At 67.7% G+C, this 16,751-nt stretch carries 15 protein-coding genes; 10 read left to right on the forward strand and 5 right to left on the reverse strand.

Annotated elements, in window-relative coordinates; translation table 11 throughout:
- Window positions 1-112 precede the first annotated feature (112 nt).
- From glpX to KUG43_RS09910, 7 genes are all read left to right on the forward strand, one after another.
- On the forward strand, window positions 113-1,117 hold the full coding sequence (gene glpX, locus KUG43_RS09880; RefSeq protein ID WP_216908576.1) for a class II fructose-bisphosphatase: 1,005 nt from the start codon (window positions 113-115) through the stop codon (window positions 1,115-1,117).
- Window positions 1,118-1,151: 34 nt separating this feature from the next.
- A complete protein-coding gene (locus KUG43_RS09885; RefSeq protein WP_216908577.1) occupies window positions 1,152-2,462 on the forward strand; it encodes a glutamyl-tRNA reductase in 1,311 nt (436 codons plus the stop codon).
- A gap of 137 nt (window positions 2,463-2,599) precedes the next feature.
- Window positions 2,600-3,895 (forward strand): glucose-1-phosphate adenylyltransferase, encoded by a 1,296-nt coding sequence (locus KUG43_RS09890; RefSeq protein ID WP_216908579.1) that lies wholly within the window; start codon window positions 2,600-2,602, stop codon window positions 3,893-3,895.
- A gap of 113 nt (window positions 3,896-4,008) precedes the next feature.
- Window positions 4,009-5,427 carry an NADP-dependent phosphogluconate dehydrogenase gene (gene gnd, locus KUG43_RS09895; protein WP_216908581.1) on the forward strand — a complete coding sequence of 473 codons (1,419 nt, stop codon included), beginning with the start codon at window positions 4,009-4,011 and terminating at the stop codon, window positions 5,425-5,427.
- Window positions 5,415-6,155 carry a 6-phosphogluconolactonase gene (pgl, locus tag KUG43_RS09900; protein ID WP_216908583.1) on the forward strand — a complete coding sequence of 247 codons (741 nt, stop codon included), beginning with the start codon at window positions 5,415-5,417 and terminating at the stop codon, window positions 6,153-6,155. The genes gnd and pgl overlap by 13 nt, the downstream gene beginning before the upstream one ends.
- A gap of 7 nt (window positions 6,156-6,162) precedes the next feature.
- Complete coding sequence (locus KUG43_RS09905; protein ID WP_216908585.1) at window positions 6,163-6,717, forward strand: CIA30 family protein; 555 nt, start codon at window positions 6,163-6,165, stop codon at window positions 6,715-6,717.
- Window positions 6,704-7,117 carry a DUF8659 family protein gene (locus tag KUG43_RS09910; RefSeq protein ID WP_216908587.1) on the forward strand — a complete coding sequence of 138 codons (414 nt, stop codon included), beginning with the start codon at window positions 6,704-6,706 and terminating at the stop codon, window positions 7,115-7,117. Before KUG43_RS09905 ends, KUG43_RS09910 begins: the two co-directional genes overlap by 14 nt.
- Here the strand turns inward: KUG43_RS09910 and KUG43_RS09915 are convergent.
- On the reverse strand, window positions 7,114-10,329 hold the full coding sequence (locus KUG43_RS09915) for a chemotaxis protein CheB (RefSeq protein ID WP_216908589.1): 3,216 nt from the start codon (window positions 10,327-10,329) through the stop codon (window positions 7,114-7,116). The genes KUG43_RS09910 and KUG43_RS09915 overlap by 4 nt on opposite strands.
- A gap of 468 nt (window positions 10,330-10,797) precedes the next feature.
- On the opposite strand from KUG43_RS09915, the gene KUG43_RS09920 reads away from it, so the two are divergent.
- Entirely contained in the window at window positions 10,798-11,844 is a 1,047-nt protein-coding gene (locus tag KUG43_RS09920) for a helix-turn-helix transcriptional regulator (protein ID WP_216908591.1), read from the forward strand.
- Window positions 11,845-11,862: 18 nt separating this feature from the next.
- Here KUG43_RS09920 and KUG43_RS09925 read toward each other — a convergent pair whose 3' ends face one another.
- The 4 genes from KUG43_RS09925 to upp all read right to left on the reverse strand — a co-directional run bounded on the left by KUG43_RS09925 (window position 11,863) and on the right by upp (window position 15,017).
- On the reverse strand, window positions 11,863-12,087 hold the full coding sequence (locus KUG43_RS09925) for a ribbon-helix-helix domain-containing protein (RefSeq protein ID WP_216908593.1): 225 nt from the start codon (window positions 12,085-12,087) through the stop codon (window positions 11,863-11,865).
- A 216-nt stretch (window positions 12,088-12,303) separates the two neighbouring features.
- A complete protein-coding gene (ilvD, locus tag KUG43_RS09930) occupies window positions 12,304-13,980 on the reverse strand; it encodes a dihydroxy-acid dehydratase (RefSeq protein WP_216908595.1) in 1,677 nt (558 codons plus the stop codon).
- Between the two features lie 48 nt (window positions 13,981-14,028).
- Window positions 14,029-14,310 (reverse strand): winged helix-turn-helix domain-containing protein, encoded by a 282-nt coding sequence (locus KUG43_RS09935; protein WP_216908597.1) that lies wholly within the window; start codon window positions 14,308-14,310, stop codon window positions 14,029-14,031.
- Between the two features lie 41 nt (window positions 14,311-14,351).
- Window positions 14,352-15,017, reverse strand: coding sequence for a uracil phosphoribosyltransferase (gene upp, locus KUG43_RS09940; protein WP_216908599.1), 666 nt, complete (start codon window positions 15,015-15,017; stop codon window positions 14,352-14,354).
- Between the two features lie 48 nt (window positions 15,018-15,065).
- Here upp and KUG43_RS09945 point away from each other — a divergent pair, with 48 nt between their 5' ends.
- A complete protein-coding gene (locus KUG43_RS09945; RefSeq protein WP_216908601.1) occupies window positions 15,066-15,602 on the forward strand; it encodes a pentapeptide repeat-containing protein in 537 nt (178 codons plus the stop codon).
- 54 nt (window positions 15,603-15,656) lie between these two features.
- Window positions 15,657-16,742, forward strand: coding sequence for a cobalamin biosynthesis protein CobW (cobW, locus tag KUG43_RS09950; RefSeq protein WP_216908603.1), 1,086 nt, complete (start codon window positions 15,657-15,659; stop codon window positions 16,740-16,742).
- Window positions 16,743-16,751: the final 9 nt, after the last annotated feature.

Here is a 16,751-nt window from a genome sequence, read left to right on the forward strand (position 1 = left end):
CCCGCTTCGACTCCGAGAGGCCTTGCAGCGGCTGGATCCTTCCCCGCTTTGCCTGCGGTCCGCCTCCGGCGTGCCGGCCCCTCGTTGAGGCCCCTCCCCCCGCCGGACCGTTGTGGATCGCACTCTCATCCAGGAACTGCTCGAAGTCGTCGAGCAGGCCGCCATCGCCTCTGCCCGCCTGACAGGGCTCGGCAAGAAGGACGAAGCCGATGCCGCTGCCGTTGAGGCGATGCGCACCCGCATGGGCAGCATCGCCATGCAGGGCCGCATCGTCATCGGTGAGGGCGAGCGGGATGAAGCCCCGATGCTCTACATCGGCGAGGAAGTGGGCAGCGGCACCGGTCCCGGCGTTGATTTCGCCGTGGATCCCTGCGAAGGCACCAACCTCTGCGCCAACGCCCAGGACGGCTCGATGGCCGTGCTCGCCGCCAGCGACCGCGGCGGCCTGTTCTATGCGCCCGACTTCTACATGAAGAAGCTGGCGGCGCCGCCGGCCGCCAAGGGCAAGGTGGACATCCGCAAGAGCGCCACCGAGAACATCGCCATCCTGAGCGAGTGCCTGGGTGTGCCCGCCAGCGACCTCACCATCGTGGTCATGGATCGCGCCCGCCACAAGGGCCTGATCGCCGAGATCCGCGCCACCGGCGCCCGGGTCAAGCCGATCAGTGACGGCGACGTGCAGGCCGCGATCGCCTGCGGCTTCGCCGGCACCGGCACCCATTGCCTGATGGGCATCGGCGCCGCCCCCGAAGGTGTGATCTCCGCCGCCGCCCTGCGCTGCCTCGGCGGCCACTTCCAGGGGCAGTTGGTGTATGACCCCGCCGTCGCCCAGACCAGTGAGTGGGCCGACTACACCAAGGAGGGCAACATCGCCCGCCTCAACGAGATGGGCATCACCGACGTCGACAAGGTCTACGAGGCCGAGGAGCTGGCCTCCGGCGAGAACGTGGTCTTCGCCGGCAGCGGCATCACCCCGGGCCTGCTGTTCAAGGGCGTCGTGTTCGAGGCGGACTGCACCCGCACCAGCAGCCTGATCATCAGCTCCCTCGACCGCAGCGCCCGCTTCACCGATACGGTGCATATCAAGGAGGGCGCCAAGAGCATCGCCCTGCGCTGAATCCACCAGAGCCCGGACCTCGGAGCCCGCCTGCATGCACATCGCCGTCGTCGGTCTGAGCCATCGCACGGCTCCGGTGGAGATCCGCGAACGCCTGAGCATCCCCGAGCAGACGATGGAGGATTCCCTCCAGCGTCTGCGGGCGGATGAGCAGGTGATCGAGGCCTCGATCCTGAGCACCTGCAACCGGCTCGAGATCTACACCTTGCTGCGCCATCCCGAACGGGGCATCAGCGCCGTCGGCGACTTCCTCAGCCAGCAGTCCGGGCTGGCGGTGGAGGAGTTGCGCCCCCATCTGTTCACCTACCACCACGAGGAGGCGGTGGGCCACCTGCTGCGGGTGGCCGCCGGCCTCGACAGCCTGGTGCTCGGGGAGGGTCAGATCCTTTCCCAGGTGAAGAAGATGGTGCGCCTGGGCCAGGAGCACCGCTCCGTGGGGCCGATCCTCAACCGCCTGCTCAACCAGGCGGTGAGCACCGGCAAGCGGGTCCGCACCGAAACCAACCTGGGCACCGGGGCGGTCTCGATCAGCTCCGCAGCCGTCGAGCTGGCCCAGCTCAAGGTGGGCCAGGCCCGCGGTCGGGACGAACTGGTGCCCCTCGACCAGGAACAGGTGGCGGTGGTGGGGGCCGGCCGCATGGCCCGGCTGCTGCTGCAGCACCTCCAGGCCAAGGGCTGCCGGGGCGTGGTGGTGCTCAACCGCACCGTCTCCCGGGCCGAAGCCCTGGCGGCCGATTTCCCCACCCTGCCGGTGCAGTGCCGTCCCCTGGACGACCTCGACCACTGCCTGAGCACCTGCTCGCTGGTGTTCACCAGCACCGGCGCTGAGGAGCCGATCATCACGGCCCGCCGGTTGGAGGGGCTCAACCGCCGCTCCAGCCTGATGCTCATCGATATCGGTGTGCCCCGCAACATCAGCGCGGATGCGGCCGAGCTGCCGGGGGTCGACAGCTTTGATGTCGACGATCTCCAGGAGGTGGTGGCCCGCAACCAGGAGGCCCGCCGGGAGATGGCCGCCGAGGCTGAGGGGCTCCTGGCCGAGGAATCGCGCCTGTTCCTGGAATGGTGGGACGGCCTTGAGGCGGTGCCCCTGGTCAACCGGTTGCGCCTGCAGCTGGAGGACATCCGCGAACAGGAGCTCCAGAAGGCCCTGAGTCGCATGGGCCCGGACCTTTCCGCCCGGGAGCGGAAGGTGGTCGAAGCCCTCAGCAAGGGCATCATCAACAAGGTCCTGCACACCCCGGTCACCAAGCTGCGGGCCCCCCAGCCCCGTCAGCAGCGCCTGGCGTCGATGGCGGTGCTGCGCGACCTCTTCGAGCTCCACGACGAGCCACCGGAGGCCTGAGCCCCCGTCCCCGGGATCACCCGGACCCAGCCCCATCCACCACTGCAACGGAACATGAACCGAGTTGCCGCCGCGGGGCGCTCCGCGTCACCACGCTCCAGTACGGTCTGGCCAGCCAAGGACCGAGGACTGGGCTCATGAAACGCGTTCTGGCCATCATTCTGGGAGGCGGAGCGGGAACGCGTCTCTACCCCCTCACCAAGATGCGGGCCAAGCCCGCCGTGCCTCTCGCAGGCAAGTACCGCCTGATCGATATTCCCATCAGCAACTGCATCAACTCGGAGATCAACAAGATCTACGTGCTGACCCAGTTCAACAGCGCCTCGCTCAACCGTCACCTGACGATGAGCTACAACCTTTCAGCCGGTTTCGGCCAGGGGTTCGTGGAGGTGCTGGCCGCCCAGCAGACCCCCGACAGCCCCAGTTGGTTCGAAGGCACCGCCGATGCGGTACGCAAATATCAGTGGCTGTTCCAGGAGTGGGACGTCGACCACTACCTGATTCTTTCCGGTGACCAGCTCTACCGGATGGACTACAGCAAGTTTGTGCAGCACCACATCGATTGCGGCGCTGACCTGACCGTCGGTGCCCTGCCGGTGGACGGGGCCCAGGCGGAAGGATTCGGCCTGATGCGGACCTCCTCCGACGGCCGCATCCTGGAGTTCAGCGAGAAGCCCACCGGGGACGCCCTCGAGGCGATGCGGGTCAACACCGAAAGCCTGGGCCTGTCCGCCGAGGAGGCCGTCAAGCGGCCCTTCCTGGCGTCGATGGGGATCTACGTCTTCAACCGCAACACCCTGTTCAACCTGCTGGCCAGCAATCCGGAGTCGACGGATTTCGGCAAGGAGATCATCCCCACCTCCCTGCGGGAAGGGGACCATCTGCAGACCTTCCTGTTCGACGACTACTGGGAGGACATCGGTACGATCGGCGCCTTCTACGAGGCCAACCTGGCCCTCACCGAACAGCCCAACCCGGCCTTCTCCTTCTATGACGAGAAGTTCCCCATCTACACCCGGCCCCGTTACCTGCCGCCCAGCAAGCTGCAGGACGCCCAGGTCACCCAGTCGATCATCGGCGAAGGCTCCCTGCTCAAGGCCTGCAGCATTCACCACTGCGTCCTGGGGGTCCGCTCCCGGGTTGAAGACGAGGTGGTGCTCCAGGACACCCTGGTGATGGGGGCCGACTTCTTCGAGTCGTCGGAGGAGCGCCTGGTGCTGCGCGAGCGGGGCGGCACCCCGATCGGCGTGGGACGCGGCACCACGGTCAAGGGGGCCATCCTCGACAAGAACGTGCGCATCGGCCGCGACGTCACCATCGTCAACAAGGACCGGGTGGAGGAAGCCGACCGACCGGAGCTGAACTTCTACATCCGCAACGGCATCGTGGTGGTGGTCAAAAACGGCACCATCGCCGACGGCACGGTCATCTGAAGGCCACTTCGGGGGGAGGGCTGGGCCAGCAGTTGCTGACATCCCTCCCCAGGAGACCGACGAGCCGCCGACCGCTGGCCACACTGCCAACGAATCAAGGAAACCTCGGTCCTATGGGCAAGGCGCATTTCGGACTCATCGGCCTTGGCGTGATGGGTGAGAATCTGGTCCTCAACGCTGAGAGAAACGGGTTCTCGAGCGTCGTCTACAACCGGACCTACGCCAAGACCGAAGACTTCCTGGCCGGACGCGGTGCCGGCAAGGACATCGTGGGAGCCGCCACCCTGGAGGAGTTCGTGGCGGCCCTGGAGCGGCCCCGCCGCATCCTGATGATGGTCAAGGCGGGCGCTCCGGTGGATGCCACCATCGCCAGCATCTCGCCGCTGCTCGAGGAAGGTGATCTGCTGATCGACGGCGGCAACTCCCTCTACACCGACACCGAGCGGCGGGCGGCTGAGCTGGAGAGCAAGAGCTTCGGCTACATCGGCATGGGCGTCTCCGGTGGCGCCAAGGGGGCCCTGGAGGGCCCGAGCATGATGCCCGGCGGCACCAAGGCGGCCTATGACGCCATCGAAAGCCTGGTCACCAAGATGGCCGCCCAGGTGGAGGACGGCCCCTGCGTCACCTACATCGGCCCCGGTGGCGCCGGCCACTTCGTCAAGACCGTCCACAACGGCATTGAGTACGGCATCGAGCAGATCCTGGCCGAGGCCTACGACCTGATGAAGCGCATCGGCGGCCTCGATGGCGACGCCATGGCCGACGTGCTGGGTGGCTGGAACCAGACCGAAGAGCTCGCCTCCTTCCTGGTGGAGATCACCGAGGTGTGTCTGCGCACCAAGGATCCCGAAAGCGGTGGCGATCTGGTGGAGCTGATCGTTGATGCCGCCGGCCAGAAGGGCACCGGCCTGTGGACCGTGGTCAGCGCCCTGGAGATGGGGGTGCCCGTTCCCACGATCTACGCCGCCCTCAACGCCCGGGTGCTGAGCTCCCTGCGCAACGAGCGGATGGAGGCCGAATCGGTGCTGCTCGGCCCCGCGCCCCACAGCTTCTCCCTGGGGGAACCGGCCACCGGCATGGCGCCGTTGCGGGATGCCTGCATCCTGGCCTGCATTGCCAGCTACGGCCAGGGCATGGCCCTGCTGCAGGAGGCCTCCAAACTCCACGACTACAACCTTGACTTCTCGGCCATCGGCCAGATCTGGAAGGGGGGCTGCATCATCCGGGCCCGGCTGCTGCAACGCATCCAGGACGCCTATGGCGCCAATCCCTCCCTCCCCAACCTGATGCTGGATCCCTGGTTCGCCGCCCAGGTCAACCAGCGCCTGGGCGGCCTGCGTCAGGTGGTGGCGGGGGCGGCCCTGGCCGGCATCCCCGTGCCCTGCCTGAGCAGCACCCTGGATTACATCGACAGCTACCGCAGCGGCCGTCTGCCCCAGAACCTGGTGCAGGCGATGCGGGACTGCTTCGGCTCCCATACTTATGAACGCACGGACCGCCCCGGCGCGTTCCATACCGAATGGCTCGATTGACCGAATCCAGCACCCGTTACCACCTGATTGTCGCCGCCAGCCCCGAGGAGCTGGCCCGCCAGGCGGCCGAACAGATCGCCGCCGGCATCGACCTGGCCCTGGCCGAGCGGGACCGGGCCCAGATCGCCCTGGCCGGTGGCGAAACCCCCCGGGCGGCCTACAGCCGTCTGGGGGGCGAGCACCTGCCCTGGGAGCGGGTCGATGTGCTCCTGGGCGATGAGCGCTGGGTGCCGGCCGACGACCCCTCCAGCAATGCCCGCATGCTGCGCGAAACCCTGCTGGCCCAGGCGCCCGCCAGCCGGGCTCGCTTCCACCCGGTGCCCACCGACCGGCCCAGCGCCGAGGCCAGCGCCATGGCCTATGCGGCGGAACTGGCGGTGCTCTGCCCCGGCCGGATGCCCCGCTTCGATGTGGTGCTGCTGGGCCTGGGCGACGACGGCCACACCGCCTCCCTGTTTCCGGGCACGGCGGCCCCCGCTGTTGTCGACCGCCCGGTCACCATCGGCGAAGGCAAGGGTCTGCCCCGCATCACCCTCTCCGCTCCGGTGCTCTCGGCCGCCCGCCGGGTGATCTTTCTGGTCAGTGGTGCCGGCAAACGCCAGGCGCTGGCCCGGCTGCTTGATCCCAATGAGCCCGCCGAGCGCACCCCCGCCCGGCTGGTGCGGCCGGCCTCGGAGGTGCTGATCCTGGCCGATGCCGCCGCCGCCGCCGACCTTCCCCCCCACTGAGACAACCATGCAGGTGATCCGTGGCGATGGTTTCAGCGGCTGGCATGCCCTCAACGACACCGTGATGGGCGGCCGCAGCAGCGGCAGCTGCACGGTCAGCAGCCGCGGGCTGCGCCTGGAGGCGGAGGTGGTGGAGCAGGGCGGTGGCTTCGTGAGCTGCCGCTCGCCGGTGTTCTCCCCACCCCTGGATCTTTCCGATCAGGCCGCTTTCGAATTGGAGTTGCAGGGCGATGGCCGCCACTACAAGCTGGCCGTCGCCTGCGCCGACGGTGTGGCGGGCCTCACCGAACTGATCCCCGGCGGGGTGCGCTGGGTGGCCAACTTCGCCACCGCCGCCGATGGCCCCTGCCGGCTGCGGATTCCCTTTGATCAGCTGCGTCCGTCCATCCGGGCCAAGCCGATCGAGGCCCTGCCCCTGGGCCTGCCACTGCGCTTCGACGCCGCTCGCATCACCCGGCTGCAGATCCTGCATTCGAAATTCGGCGACGACGGCACCGCCAATCCAGGCTTCCGGGCCGGCCCGCTCCTGCTGGAGCTGATGGCGATCGATGCCGTCGCCTGAGTCTTCGATCGGCAACGCCAACACCGACCTGAGCCGGCTGGTGGCGGCAGCGGCCGACCTCTGCCGCAAGCCCCTGCGCCATGCCGTGGTGTCGCCAAGCCACGGCGGCGCGGCAGCCGAGACGCAGCAGAGTCTCGACCTCTGCCTGCGCCTGGAGGCCCGCACGCCCGAGGGGGAGCGGCTGCCGGCGGAGGATCTGGAGCTGGAGATCTACCGCAGTGGCGACGCGCTCAACCTCACCCTCGCCTGGTGCTACAGGGACGACCAACCGCTGCTGTGGCAGGGAAGCCACCCGGTCTGGATGGATGGGGCCACGGGCCTGCGCAGCAGCTGTCCGCCCCAGGGCGCACCGCTGGAGGCCCTGGCCCGCCGGCTCAGGGCCCTGCTGCGGCCCGATTAAGCCTGAGGCGTTGGCAGCAGCACCAGCAGGGCCCCGATCCCCACCGACCCTGGCAGACGCCAGAGTTCGGCCGGGGACTCCAGCGTGCGGCCATCCCGGTGGCGCAGGGTGAGGTCTTCGGTGCGCAACAACGGCTCAGCGGCCGAAGCTTCGCTGGACTGGTCCGCCCACACCGCCTCCGGCAGCGCGCAGAAAAGTGACGCCGGCGAGCCCACCAGGCTGGCCCGGTCGAAGCCGATGCGTTCGCAGAGGCTGCTGTTGACCATCACCACCTTCTGGTCGGCGTCGAACACCGCCAGGGCGAAGCTGGGGCTCTGGATCAGGGTCTCGAAGAGAGCGCTGAGGTCCTGGCCACGCTTCTGCACCTGGCGCTGCTCCGTCACGTCGGCCAGGGTGCCGACCACGTAGCGATCGGTGGCTTCGGTGAGCACCCGGGCGTTCTCGTTCACCCAGCGTCGCTGGCCATCACGGCGGATGATCCGGTACTCCACCGACCAGCCCCCCTGCTTCAGGTCGCGGCTGGCCCAGACCCGCTCGCGGTCAGCCGGATCGATGGCGTCATCGAGCAGTTCCGAATGGGCGAACAGCTCGGCCGGGGTCCAGCCCGTCAGGGGCAGGATGCGTTTGCTGGCATAAAGAAGGCGATGCAGGGTGTCGTCCCGCTTCCAGACCGCCTGGTCGAGGGCATCGGTGAGGCTGGAGAAGGAATCCAGGGAGTCCTCGGCGGCCCTGCGCAGGGCCAGCAGTTCCGACACGTCGGTGAGGGTGACGATCGCCCCGCGGCGCTTGCCTTCCAGTTCCTGGTAGGGCAACACCTGGGCCAGGTAGGCGATCTCCTCGTTCACGGCCTCGATGCTGCGCCGTGAGGCCCCGGCCAGCACCTCCCCCAGGGCAGCCCGCAGACCGGGCACGGCCACCGTGGTGGGGATGCCGAGCAGGGGCTGGCCGATGTCCCCCTCCACCAGGGCGAAGACGCGCACCGCCAGCGGGGTGTAGCGGGTGATGCGCAGGTCCCGATCGACGATCACCATCCCCTGATTCAAGGAGCGCTGGATGTTCTCCAGGTCGGAACTGAGCTGCTGCAGGTCCTCCGTCCTGGCCCGCAACTGCTGGTTGAGGGTGGCCAGTTCCTCGTTGGTGGCCTGCAGTTCCTCGTTGGAGGATTCGAGCTCCTCATTGGACGACTGCAGTTCCTCGGAGGAGGCCTGCAGTTCCTCGGCGGAGGCTTCCAGTTCCTCGTTGGCCCCTTCCAGGTCGGCCATCGAGCGCCGCAGGGTGTCATGGCTGGCGAGCAGTTCCTTTTCCAGCCGAGCGATCTGCTGGTCGAAATCCGGTGCCCGGATCACCGGCTCGCCACCGCTGGCGGACTCCGGTCCATCCGCCGGCTCCGGCAGAAAACTCAGCAGCGTCAGCCGTCGCTGGTTGACGTCCAGGGGCCGTGCCTCCAGCTGCAGGCTCAGGCCGAAATCGGGCAGGTGCAGCACCCGGCTGCGCACCGGTTGGCCATCGGCCCGGACGATCAGCAGCAGGGCGCGGGCCTCGGCCTGCAGATCAGGCAGCAGGAAGGTGGTGGCGGCACTGGAGATCCGGCCTTCCGGGAGCCGGCAGTAGGGGCTGACATCGCCGATCACCTCGACCAGTTCGTGGGCTTCATCAAGGACCACGCAGGGGGGACAGGTGCTGCGCACCAGGGCTTCGAGGGTGGCGACGTGCTCCTCCACCACGGTTTCCCGCAGGATCGAGATGCGGCCGACTGGACTGAACAGCTGGGGGGGGCGCTGGGCGGCCTGGGGGAACGTGGAAAAGCGCGTGGGCTGGTTTTCCCCGGTGCGATGAAAGATCCGGTGCTCGGCATTGGCCACGCCGAACCCTTCGGTCCTGTTGCCAAGGGATTCGGTCCGCCCCAGGAACAGCAGCCCGGAGGGCAGCAGGCCGAAGCGGAACAGGCCCAGCACCCGGTCCTGCAGCGGTGGGGTGAAGTAGATGAGGGTGTTGCGGCTGCAGATCAGATCCAGGCGTGGGAAGGGGGGATCGATCCCGACGTTGTGACGGGCGAAGACGACGCAGTTGCGCAGGGCTTCGCTGATCTGCATCTCGCCGTTGTGGCGAACGACAAAGCGCTCCCGCAGGGCCTCCGGGATCGCCATGGTGCTGGCCGCCGGGTAGGTGGCCCGGCGCGCGATCGCCAGGCTTTCCTCATCGAGATCGGTGCCGAAGATCTTGAGGTGATTGGTCAGATCCTGGGGGTGGTCGAGCACCTCACTGATCAGCATGCCGATGGAGTACACCTCTTCGCCGGTGGCACAGCCCGGCACCCACACCCTGAGGCGATCCCGGCGCGTGCGCTGCGCCACATAGGCCCGCAGCAACTCCCCCAGGACCGCGAACGAATCGGGGTCGCGGAAGAAGGACGTGACGGTGACCAGCAGGCACTGGACCAGGGCGGAGGACTCATTGCGGTCGGCCGACAGCAGCTGCAGGTACTCCTCCATCGTGTCCATCTGGCGCAGGGCCATGCGCCGCGACAGCTGCCGCTGCAGGGTGGAGTGCTTGTACTGGCTGAAGTCGATGCCGCTGTTGTGCTTCAGCAGCTCCAGGGCGCTGCTGACGTTCACCACTTCCGGCTCCGGCGGGTTGTGTTCCACCCAGTCGTCACCTGAATGCATCAGGTCGCAGAGGTGCTGACCGATGCCGACCGGGTCGAGGATGAGGTCGGCCCCACCCATGGCGATGGCGGCCCTGGGCATGCCATCAAAGCGGGCGCTTTCGGGGGTCTGGGCGATGGTGAGACCGCCGGCGGCCCGGATGGCCCTCAGGCCGCGGGCCCCATCGGAACCGGTGCCCGAAAGGACCACGGCCGCGCCACGTTCGGACCAGTGCTCGGCGATCGACTCGAACAGGCGATCGATGCTGGGGCTGGGGCCGAAGCGCGGTTCGGGATCCGCCAGGGCCACCCGGTTCCCCAGCACGCGGATGTCGTGATTGGGCGGACAGACGGTGATGGTGCCGGGGAGCAACTCGGCCCCATCCACCGCGTTGAGCACCTGCAGCGGCGTGACTCGGGCGAGCAGATCGACCATCAGGCTGCCGTGGTCGGGGGCCAGGTGCTGGGCCACCACGTACGCCACATGGCCACCGACGGCGAGGCTGCCCAGCAGCAACTGCAGGGCCTCCAGCCCACCTGCCGATGCACCGATGCCGACAAGATGCATCAATTTCTCTGTACGACCTGATTCATTCGCTCCCTTCGGCCCCGAAGATGGAACGGCATCGGCAGAGGAGGCAGGGGATGGCGCAGGCAAGGACTCTGCATCACTTGATACTTCCATCCGCAGAGAGGCGATGAGAGGAGGATTAGCCACTCTAGCTGCTCAACACTTTTCCTCCCCGAGATGAGGTTGCTCCAGCCGCCGATCTGACGCTGGAGTGCATCGCATGGGATGGCTTTCTCTTTCATCGGCTTCGATGCCTTCAAAACTGACGGAATGGGTCTGTTGAGAACTTATGTCCTGGTCTCCTATCCGGCAATCAAGCCGATGCCTGTTTGTTCGAATCAACATCTCTCATAGACATTGAAGCCTTCAGATTACTTCGAGACCGCTCCTATAGAGGCATTTCTTGAAGCCAGCCTGAATTGTGATAGAATTATTAACAAGCGAGAAGGGGGGGTGGGTCGACTGATGAGCAGCGAGGCCAATTTTCCCAATCTGCGGCATCAACAGGCTGCTCGCTTCTCGAATCCTCTGCTGCGCCAGTGGCACCTCAGCGAGGACCCGCGGACCTGTGCGTCGTTGTTGCAGGAGGCCTTGCCCCTGATGGAGTTGCAACCGCTCGAGCCCGCCGCCTCCTGGTGGTTCTACGGCGCCAATCTTCACCTTGGCTCCATGGTGGCCACCGCCTGGACGGCCAAGCCGATGCGCGCCACCTTCAGCGATCGCCGCGATCGCATTGCCGTGCTGGGCTACGGCGGCGAGCAGCGCCTGCGGCAGGCCTCCCGCACCTGGCGCTGCGGCATCGGTTGCTGTGTGCTGATGGCGAAGGACCCTTGCACCATGGAGAGTTCCCTCTCCTCCGCCGTGGCCTTCGCCCTGTCCGATGAGCAACTCCTGCAGGCGGCGATGAGCATGGGGGGCTACCACCATCAACCATCCGGCTGGCAGGACATCCTCGACCAGGCCCATGGCTGGAGCCCGCCGGAGAATCCGTCCGCCCCGTCGCTTCTGGCGGCCCTGCGGCAAACGGTTGACATGGCCGGTCAGCTGTCCGGCTATGGACGGGGTCTGCTCGACTCCCTTCAGCTTGACGACCAGATTCACCGGCTGATGGCGGCGATGCTGCTGCCGGATCTGCGCGAAGAGAAATCCCTCGAACGTCTCAGGCACCGCCAGCGGCAGGGCCGTGATGCCTTCGACGAACTGATCGACTACATCAAGCAGAATCTCGGCAGTCCATTGACGCTGAGCGTCCTGGAGTCCAGGAGCCATTATTCACGCCGCGCCCTGCAGTACGCCTTCGCTGAACGCATGGGCTGCGGCGCCACCCAGTGGATCAAGAACCAGCGTCTCGACCTGGCCCGACGGCGGCTGGAGAATCCCACACCGACCGACAGCGTCGGCAGCATTGCCAAGGAGTGCGGTTACCGTTCCCTCGGCCTGTTCAGTGTGGATTTCCAGCAGCGCTTTTTCGTCAAACCGTCCCAGCTGCTGCGGGAGTCCCGGCCGGACTAGCGGCCGGGACCATGGCCCTCAGTTGCGTCGTTGAAACACGTCCATTCCCTCCGAACGGCTTTGTTGATGCTCGTTGGGTTGGAGCGCCTCCAGCGATGTTTCCAGTAGGTAGGCGGCCAGATTGGACAGGGAACGACCCTGGTGATTGCTGCGCTCAACCAGGGATTGGTACGCGTTGTAAGGAATCGTGATCGTGACCCGCACAGGTCGCAGGAAAGGACCGGGCGTCGATTGGCTTCGCATGGGTTCATTGCTGCTACACCTCTGATCTAGAACCGTTTCCACAGGCTGGGAAGCCGTGATGTCTGGCGCAATGGCTACACGATGTGGGCGAAACGCGAGGACTGCACAACGATTGAGCCTGCTGTGAGCTGCAGCGCCTCTCCGGCGCCGGCGGTGCAGGTCTGCATCAGAGTGTGCCTGCTGCACGATTCTGAAGCCTGGCTTCATGACAGGTGATCATTCCGGTGGCTGGTCGGTCACCGCCCCCAGGCTGCTGCTGCTCACCTGGCGGGCGTACTTGCCAAGCACGCCGGTGCGGTAGCGGGGTTCGGGCTTTGTCCAGGCGCTGCGGCGCTGCGCCAGCTCGTCGTCCGCCACGTTGAGCTGGATCAGGCGCTGCTTCGCATCCACAGTGATGCTGTCGCCCTCCTGCACCAGGGCGATGGTGCCGCCCACGGCGGCCTCCGGGGCCATATGGCCCACCACCATGCCGTAGGTGCCGCCCGAAAAGCGGCCGTCGGTGATCAGGGCCACCGAATCGCCCAGCCCCTCGCCGATGATCGCGGCGGTGGGGGCCAGCATTTCACGCATGCCGGGGCCGCCCACGGGTCCCTCGTAGCGGATCAACACCACATCACCGGCGCTGATGCGCTTGGCGAGGATGGCCTCCAAGGCCTCCTCCTCACTCTCGAACACCCGCGCCGGGCCGGTCATCACCGGATTCTTGACGCCGCTGATCTTGGCCACGCTGCCTTCTTCGGCCAGGTTGCCCCGCAGGATCGCCAGGTGGCCCTGGGCGTAGAGCGGGTTGGAGAGGGGCCGGATCACCTCCTGATCGGCCGGGGGCTCGGAGGGCACCTCAGCCAGCACCTCGGCCAGGGTGCGCCCCTCGATCGTGCGGCAATCGCCGTGCAGCAGGCCACCGTCCAGCAGCAGCTTCATCACCTGGGGGATCCCGCCGGCCCGGTGCAGATCCACGGTCACGAAGCGGCCGCTGGGCTTGAGATCGCAGATCACCGGCACCCGTTGGCGGATCGTCTCGAAGTCGTCGATCGTGAGCGGCACGCCGGCGGTGCGGGCGATTGCCAGCAGGTGCAGCACCGAATTGGTGGAGCCGCCCACCGCCATGATCACGGCGATGGCGTTCTCGAAGGCTTCCCGGGTGAGCAGATCCCGCGGCCGGATGTCGGCGGCGATCGCCTGCACCAGCACCTCGGCGGAGCGGGCGGCGCTGTCGGCCTTCTCCGGATCCTCCGCCGCCATCGTGGAGCTGTAGGGCAGGCTCAGCCCGAATGCTTCGAAGGCCGAACTCATCGTGTTGGCGGTGAACATGCCGCCGCAGCTGCCGGCGCCGGGGCAGGCGTTCTTTTCGATCGCCAGCAGTTCCGCCTCATCGATGCGGCCGCCCGACAACTGCCCCACCGCCTCGAAAGCGCTGACCACGGTGAGATCGCAGGGGCCCAGTTTTCCCGGTTTGATCGTGCCGCCGTACACGAAGATCGCCGGGATGTTCATGCGGGCCATGGCGAGCATGGCGCCGGGCATGTTCTTGTCGCAGCCGCCGATGGCCAGCAGGCCATCCATGCTCTGGGCGTTGCAGGCGGTTTCGATCGAGTCGGCGATCACCTCGCGCGACACGAGCGAATACTTCATCCCCTCGGTGCCCATCGAGATGCCGTCGCTGACGGTGATGGTGCCGAACATCTGGGGCATCGCTCCGGCGACCCGGGCAGCCTGCTCGGCCCGCCGGGCCAGGTCGTTGAGGCCGATGTTGCAGGGCGTGATCGTGCTGTAGCCGTTGGCGATGGCCACGATCGGCTTGCCGAAATCCCCATCCCCGAAGCCCACGGCCCGCAGCATGGCCCGGTTGGGGGAGCGTTGAAGGCCCTTGGTGATGGCGTCGGAGCGCAGCATGGCCGGGGTGGATCGGATCTGCAGCAACCTACCGAGGGGCCTGCGCCCTCAGGGCTGGGGCTGCAGCTGCTCCAGCTGGCGGCGCACCTCGTCGATCGCCTGGTTGAGCTTCTGGACGCGGTCGTGCAGCTGATCACGGCCCACCGGCTCGCCGCTGGCCTCCGCCAACCGGGAGATGCGCAGCATCCGCAGTTGGCGCTGCACGAGGTGCCGCCGTTCGGCGCGGCGCAGCAGCCAGACCGCCAGGCCCGCGGCTCCGGCCACCGCGCCGGCGGCCGCCGCCAGCAACACGATTCCGCCGGCGGACGATTGCTCCCTCGTATCAGCCATGAACCTGCACGCGTTGGTGAGCCCGAAAGGGAAAACCCAGCCTAGGCAGAGGTGGAGGCGATTCCATACAGCCGTTCACTCACCTCCCCGAAGCCGGGAACGACGCGGTGCTGGTCGTCCACCTCGGGGTCGATGCCGGCGCAATAGATGGTGAGCTGCCCGTGGCGCTCCCCGACGACCTGCAATCCGGGATTGGCCGCCAGGGCCGTGATCACCCGCAGGCGTTGGCCCGCCACTCCGAGCCCCTGGAGCCGGTCGAGCAGGGCCAGCAGGACCGAACCGCTGGCGAGGCAGGGCAGGAACACCAGCACGCCACTGCGGGGATCGATGCTGGCCGGCAGATCATCCAGAAACCAGTGGGGCTTGTGGTCCGGCCCGCAGGGCTCGATGCCCACGTGGGCGAGCTGGGCCGAGGGCAGCACCGTCTGGGCCCCCTGCCACAGGCCCAGCCCGCCCCGCAGCACTGGAATCACCAGCAGCGGGATCTCCGGATCCACCACCTGGCCATCGCTGGTGCCCAGCGGCGTCTGCACCGTCACCCGGCGATGGGGCAACCAGTCGCGCAGGGATTCGTAGGTGAGCCAGCGGCCCAGTTCCGCCATGGCCGTGGCGAACAGGGGCGATGGGGTGGCGCCATCCCGCAGCAGGGTGAGCCAGTGGCCGATGAGGGGATGGGGGGGCACCACCACCCGCAGGGACATGCTCATGACGGGCTGCGTCTGCCATAGCTTGAACCGGCAGCGTACCGGTGTGGCATGGCCCCCAGCTTCCAGTCCTTTGTGGCGATCGGCCGCCGGATCGTCCCCCTGCTGGGGCCCCTTCTCGCCCTGGTGCTGTGCTGGTCGGTGCTGCCGGCCAGGCCGGCGCTGGCGATCACCGCCCCGGAGCTGCGGGCCCAGCGCTCCTTCCAGGACCTCGATCCCGATCTGCGCGGACGCAATCTTCAGCAGCAGGAATTCCTCAAGGCCTCCATGGAGGGCTTCGACCTGCGCGATACCGATCTGCGCGGGGCCGTGTTCAACTCCGCCAATCTGCGCCAGGCGGATCTGCGCGGTGCCGATCTCGAGGACGTCGTGGCCTTCGCCACCCGTTTTGATGGCGCCGATCTGCGCGGGGCCCAGTTCCGCAACGCCATGCTCATGCAGAGCCGCTTCCGGGATGCCCAGATCGAGGGGGCCGACTTCAGCGATGCGGTTCTCGACCTGCCCGAGCAGAAAGCCCTCTGCGCCCGCGCGACCGGCCGCCATCCCGTCACCGGTGTGGCCACCAGCGAGAGCCTCGGCTGCCGCTGAACCCACCCAGCGCCGCCTCCCCTAGGTTTCGGTGCTGCCTTCGCGTCTGCTCTGATGACGGCCACCCGCTCCAGACGTCTGCCGGTCACCGTGGTGACAGGGTTCTTGGGGGCCGGCAAGACCACCCTGCTGCGCCACCTGCTGCTGGAGAGCGGCCTGCGCCTGGCCGTGCTGGTCAATGAGTTCGGCGAGGTGGGCATCGACGGCGACCTGATCGCCTCCTGCGGCTTCTGCCCGGAGGAGGAGCTCGACGACCGCCTGGTGGAACTCGCCAACGGCTGCCTTTGCTGCACGGTGCAGGACGAGTTTCTGCCCACCATGACCCGCCTGCTCGAGCGCGCTGACCGCCTCGACGGCATCGTCGTGGAAACCAGTGGCCTGGCCCTGCCCGAGCCCCTGGTGGCCGCCTTCGGCTGGCCGGAGATCCGCAGCCGCACCCGCGTGCACGGGGTAGTGACGGTGGTGGACGGGGAGGCCCTGGCCGCCGGCCATGTGGTGGGCGATGCCGCGGCGGTGGAAGCCCAGCGCCAGGCCGATCCCAGCCTCGACCACATCAGTGCGATCGAGGATCTGTTCGCCGACCAGCTCGGTGCGGCCGATCTGGTGCTGGTCAGCCGGGCCGACCGGTTGGAGCCGGAGGCCTTCGAGCGGGTGAAGACCAGCCTGGCGGCAGGGCTGCGCCCCGGCACCGTGGTGTTGCCGATGGCCCGGGGCCGCCTCGATCCCTCCCTGGTGCTGGATGGCCCCGGCCGGGAGGAGATCGACCACCACGACCACGATCACGACCACCACGATCACGATCACCACGACCATGCCCACGTGGAGATGGAATCCCTGCTGCTGCACCGCTCGGGCCGCTGGCAGCGGGCCGCCCTGGAGGCGGAGCTGCAACGGTTGCTGATCGAGCATCCGGTGGTGCGGCTCAAGGGCCGACTGCGCCAGGCCGGCAAGAAGCTGCCGCTGCAGATCCAGGGGGTGGGCCGTCGGCTCGAGTGTTGGTATGAGGAGCGCGCCGCGTCCCCAGCCACCGAAGCGCCCGCTGCAGAGCCCGGCGAGCAGGACGCCGATGGTCTGGAGCTGGTGGTGCTGGCCACCACAGGAGCCGCCGGCCCCCTGCGCCAGGCCCTCGATCGCCTCTGAGCCCCCACC

The organism is Synechococcus sp. CCY 0621 (assembly GCF_019038465.1).
In the GTDB taxonomy this organism is placed as follows: Bacteria; Cyanobacteriota; Cyanobacteriia; order PCC-6307; family Cyanobiaceae; genus Cyanobium.

Excerpts from the sequence above, each read along its gene's own strand:
- KUG43_RS09885 (WP_216908577.1), top strand. The coding sequence starts at position 1,152 with ATGCACATCGCCGTCGTCGGTCTGAGCCATCGCACGGCTCCGGTGGAG.
- KUG43_RS09890 (WP_216908579.1), top strand. The coding sequence starts at position 2,600 with ATGAAACGCGTTCTGGCCATCATTCTGGGAGGCGGAGCGGGAACGCGT.
- gnd (WP_216908581.1), top strand. The coding sequence starts at position 4,009 with ATGGGCAAGGCGCATTTCGGACTCATCGGCCTTGGCGTGATGGGTGAG.
- pgl (WP_216908583.1), top strand. The coding sequence starts at position 5,415 with ATGGCTCGATTGACCGAATCCAGCACCCGTTACCACCTGATTGTCGCC.
- KUG43_RS09905 (WP_216908585.1), top strand. The coding sequence starts at position 6,163 with ATGCAGGTGATCCGTGGCGATGGTTTCAGCGGCTGGCATGCCCTCAAC.
- KUG43_RS09910 (WP_216908587.1), top strand. The coding sequence starts at position 6,704 with ATGCCGTCGCCTGAGTCTTCGATCGGCAACGCCAACACCGACCTGAGC.
- KUG43_RS09915 (WP_216908589.1), bottom strand. The coding sequence starts at position 10,329 with ATGCATCTTGTCGGCATCGGTGCATCGGCAGGTGGGCTGGAGGCCCTG.
- KUG43_RS09920 (WP_216908591.1), top strand. The coding sequence starts at position 10,798 with ATGAGCAGCGAGGCCAATTTTCCCAATCTGCGGCATCAACAGGCTGCT.
- KUG43_RS09925 (WP_216908593.1), bottom strand. The coding sequence starts at position 12,087 with ATGCGAAGCCAATCGACGCCCGGTCCTTTCCTGCGACCTGTGCGGGTC.
- ilvD (WP_216908595.1), bottom strand. The coding sequence starts at position 13,980 with ATGCTGCGCTCCGACGCCATCACCAAGGGCCTTCAACGCTCCCCCAAC.
- KUG43_RS09935 (WP_216908597.1), bottom strand. The coding sequence starts at position 14,310 with ATGGCTGATACGAGGGAGCAATCGTCCGCCGGCGGAATCGTGTTGCTG.
- upp (WP_216908599.1), bottom strand. The coding sequence starts at position 15,017 with ATGAGCATGTCCCTGCGGGTGGTGGTGCCCCCCCATCCCCTCATCGGC.
- KUG43_RS09945 (WP_216908601.1), top strand. The coding sequence starts at position 15,066 with ATGGCCCCCAGCTTCCAGTCCTTTGTGGCGATCGGCCGCCGGATCGTC.
- cobW (WP_216908603.1), top strand. The coding sequence starts at position 15,657 with ATGACGGCCACCCGCTCCAGACGTCTGCCGGTCACCGTGGTGACAGGG.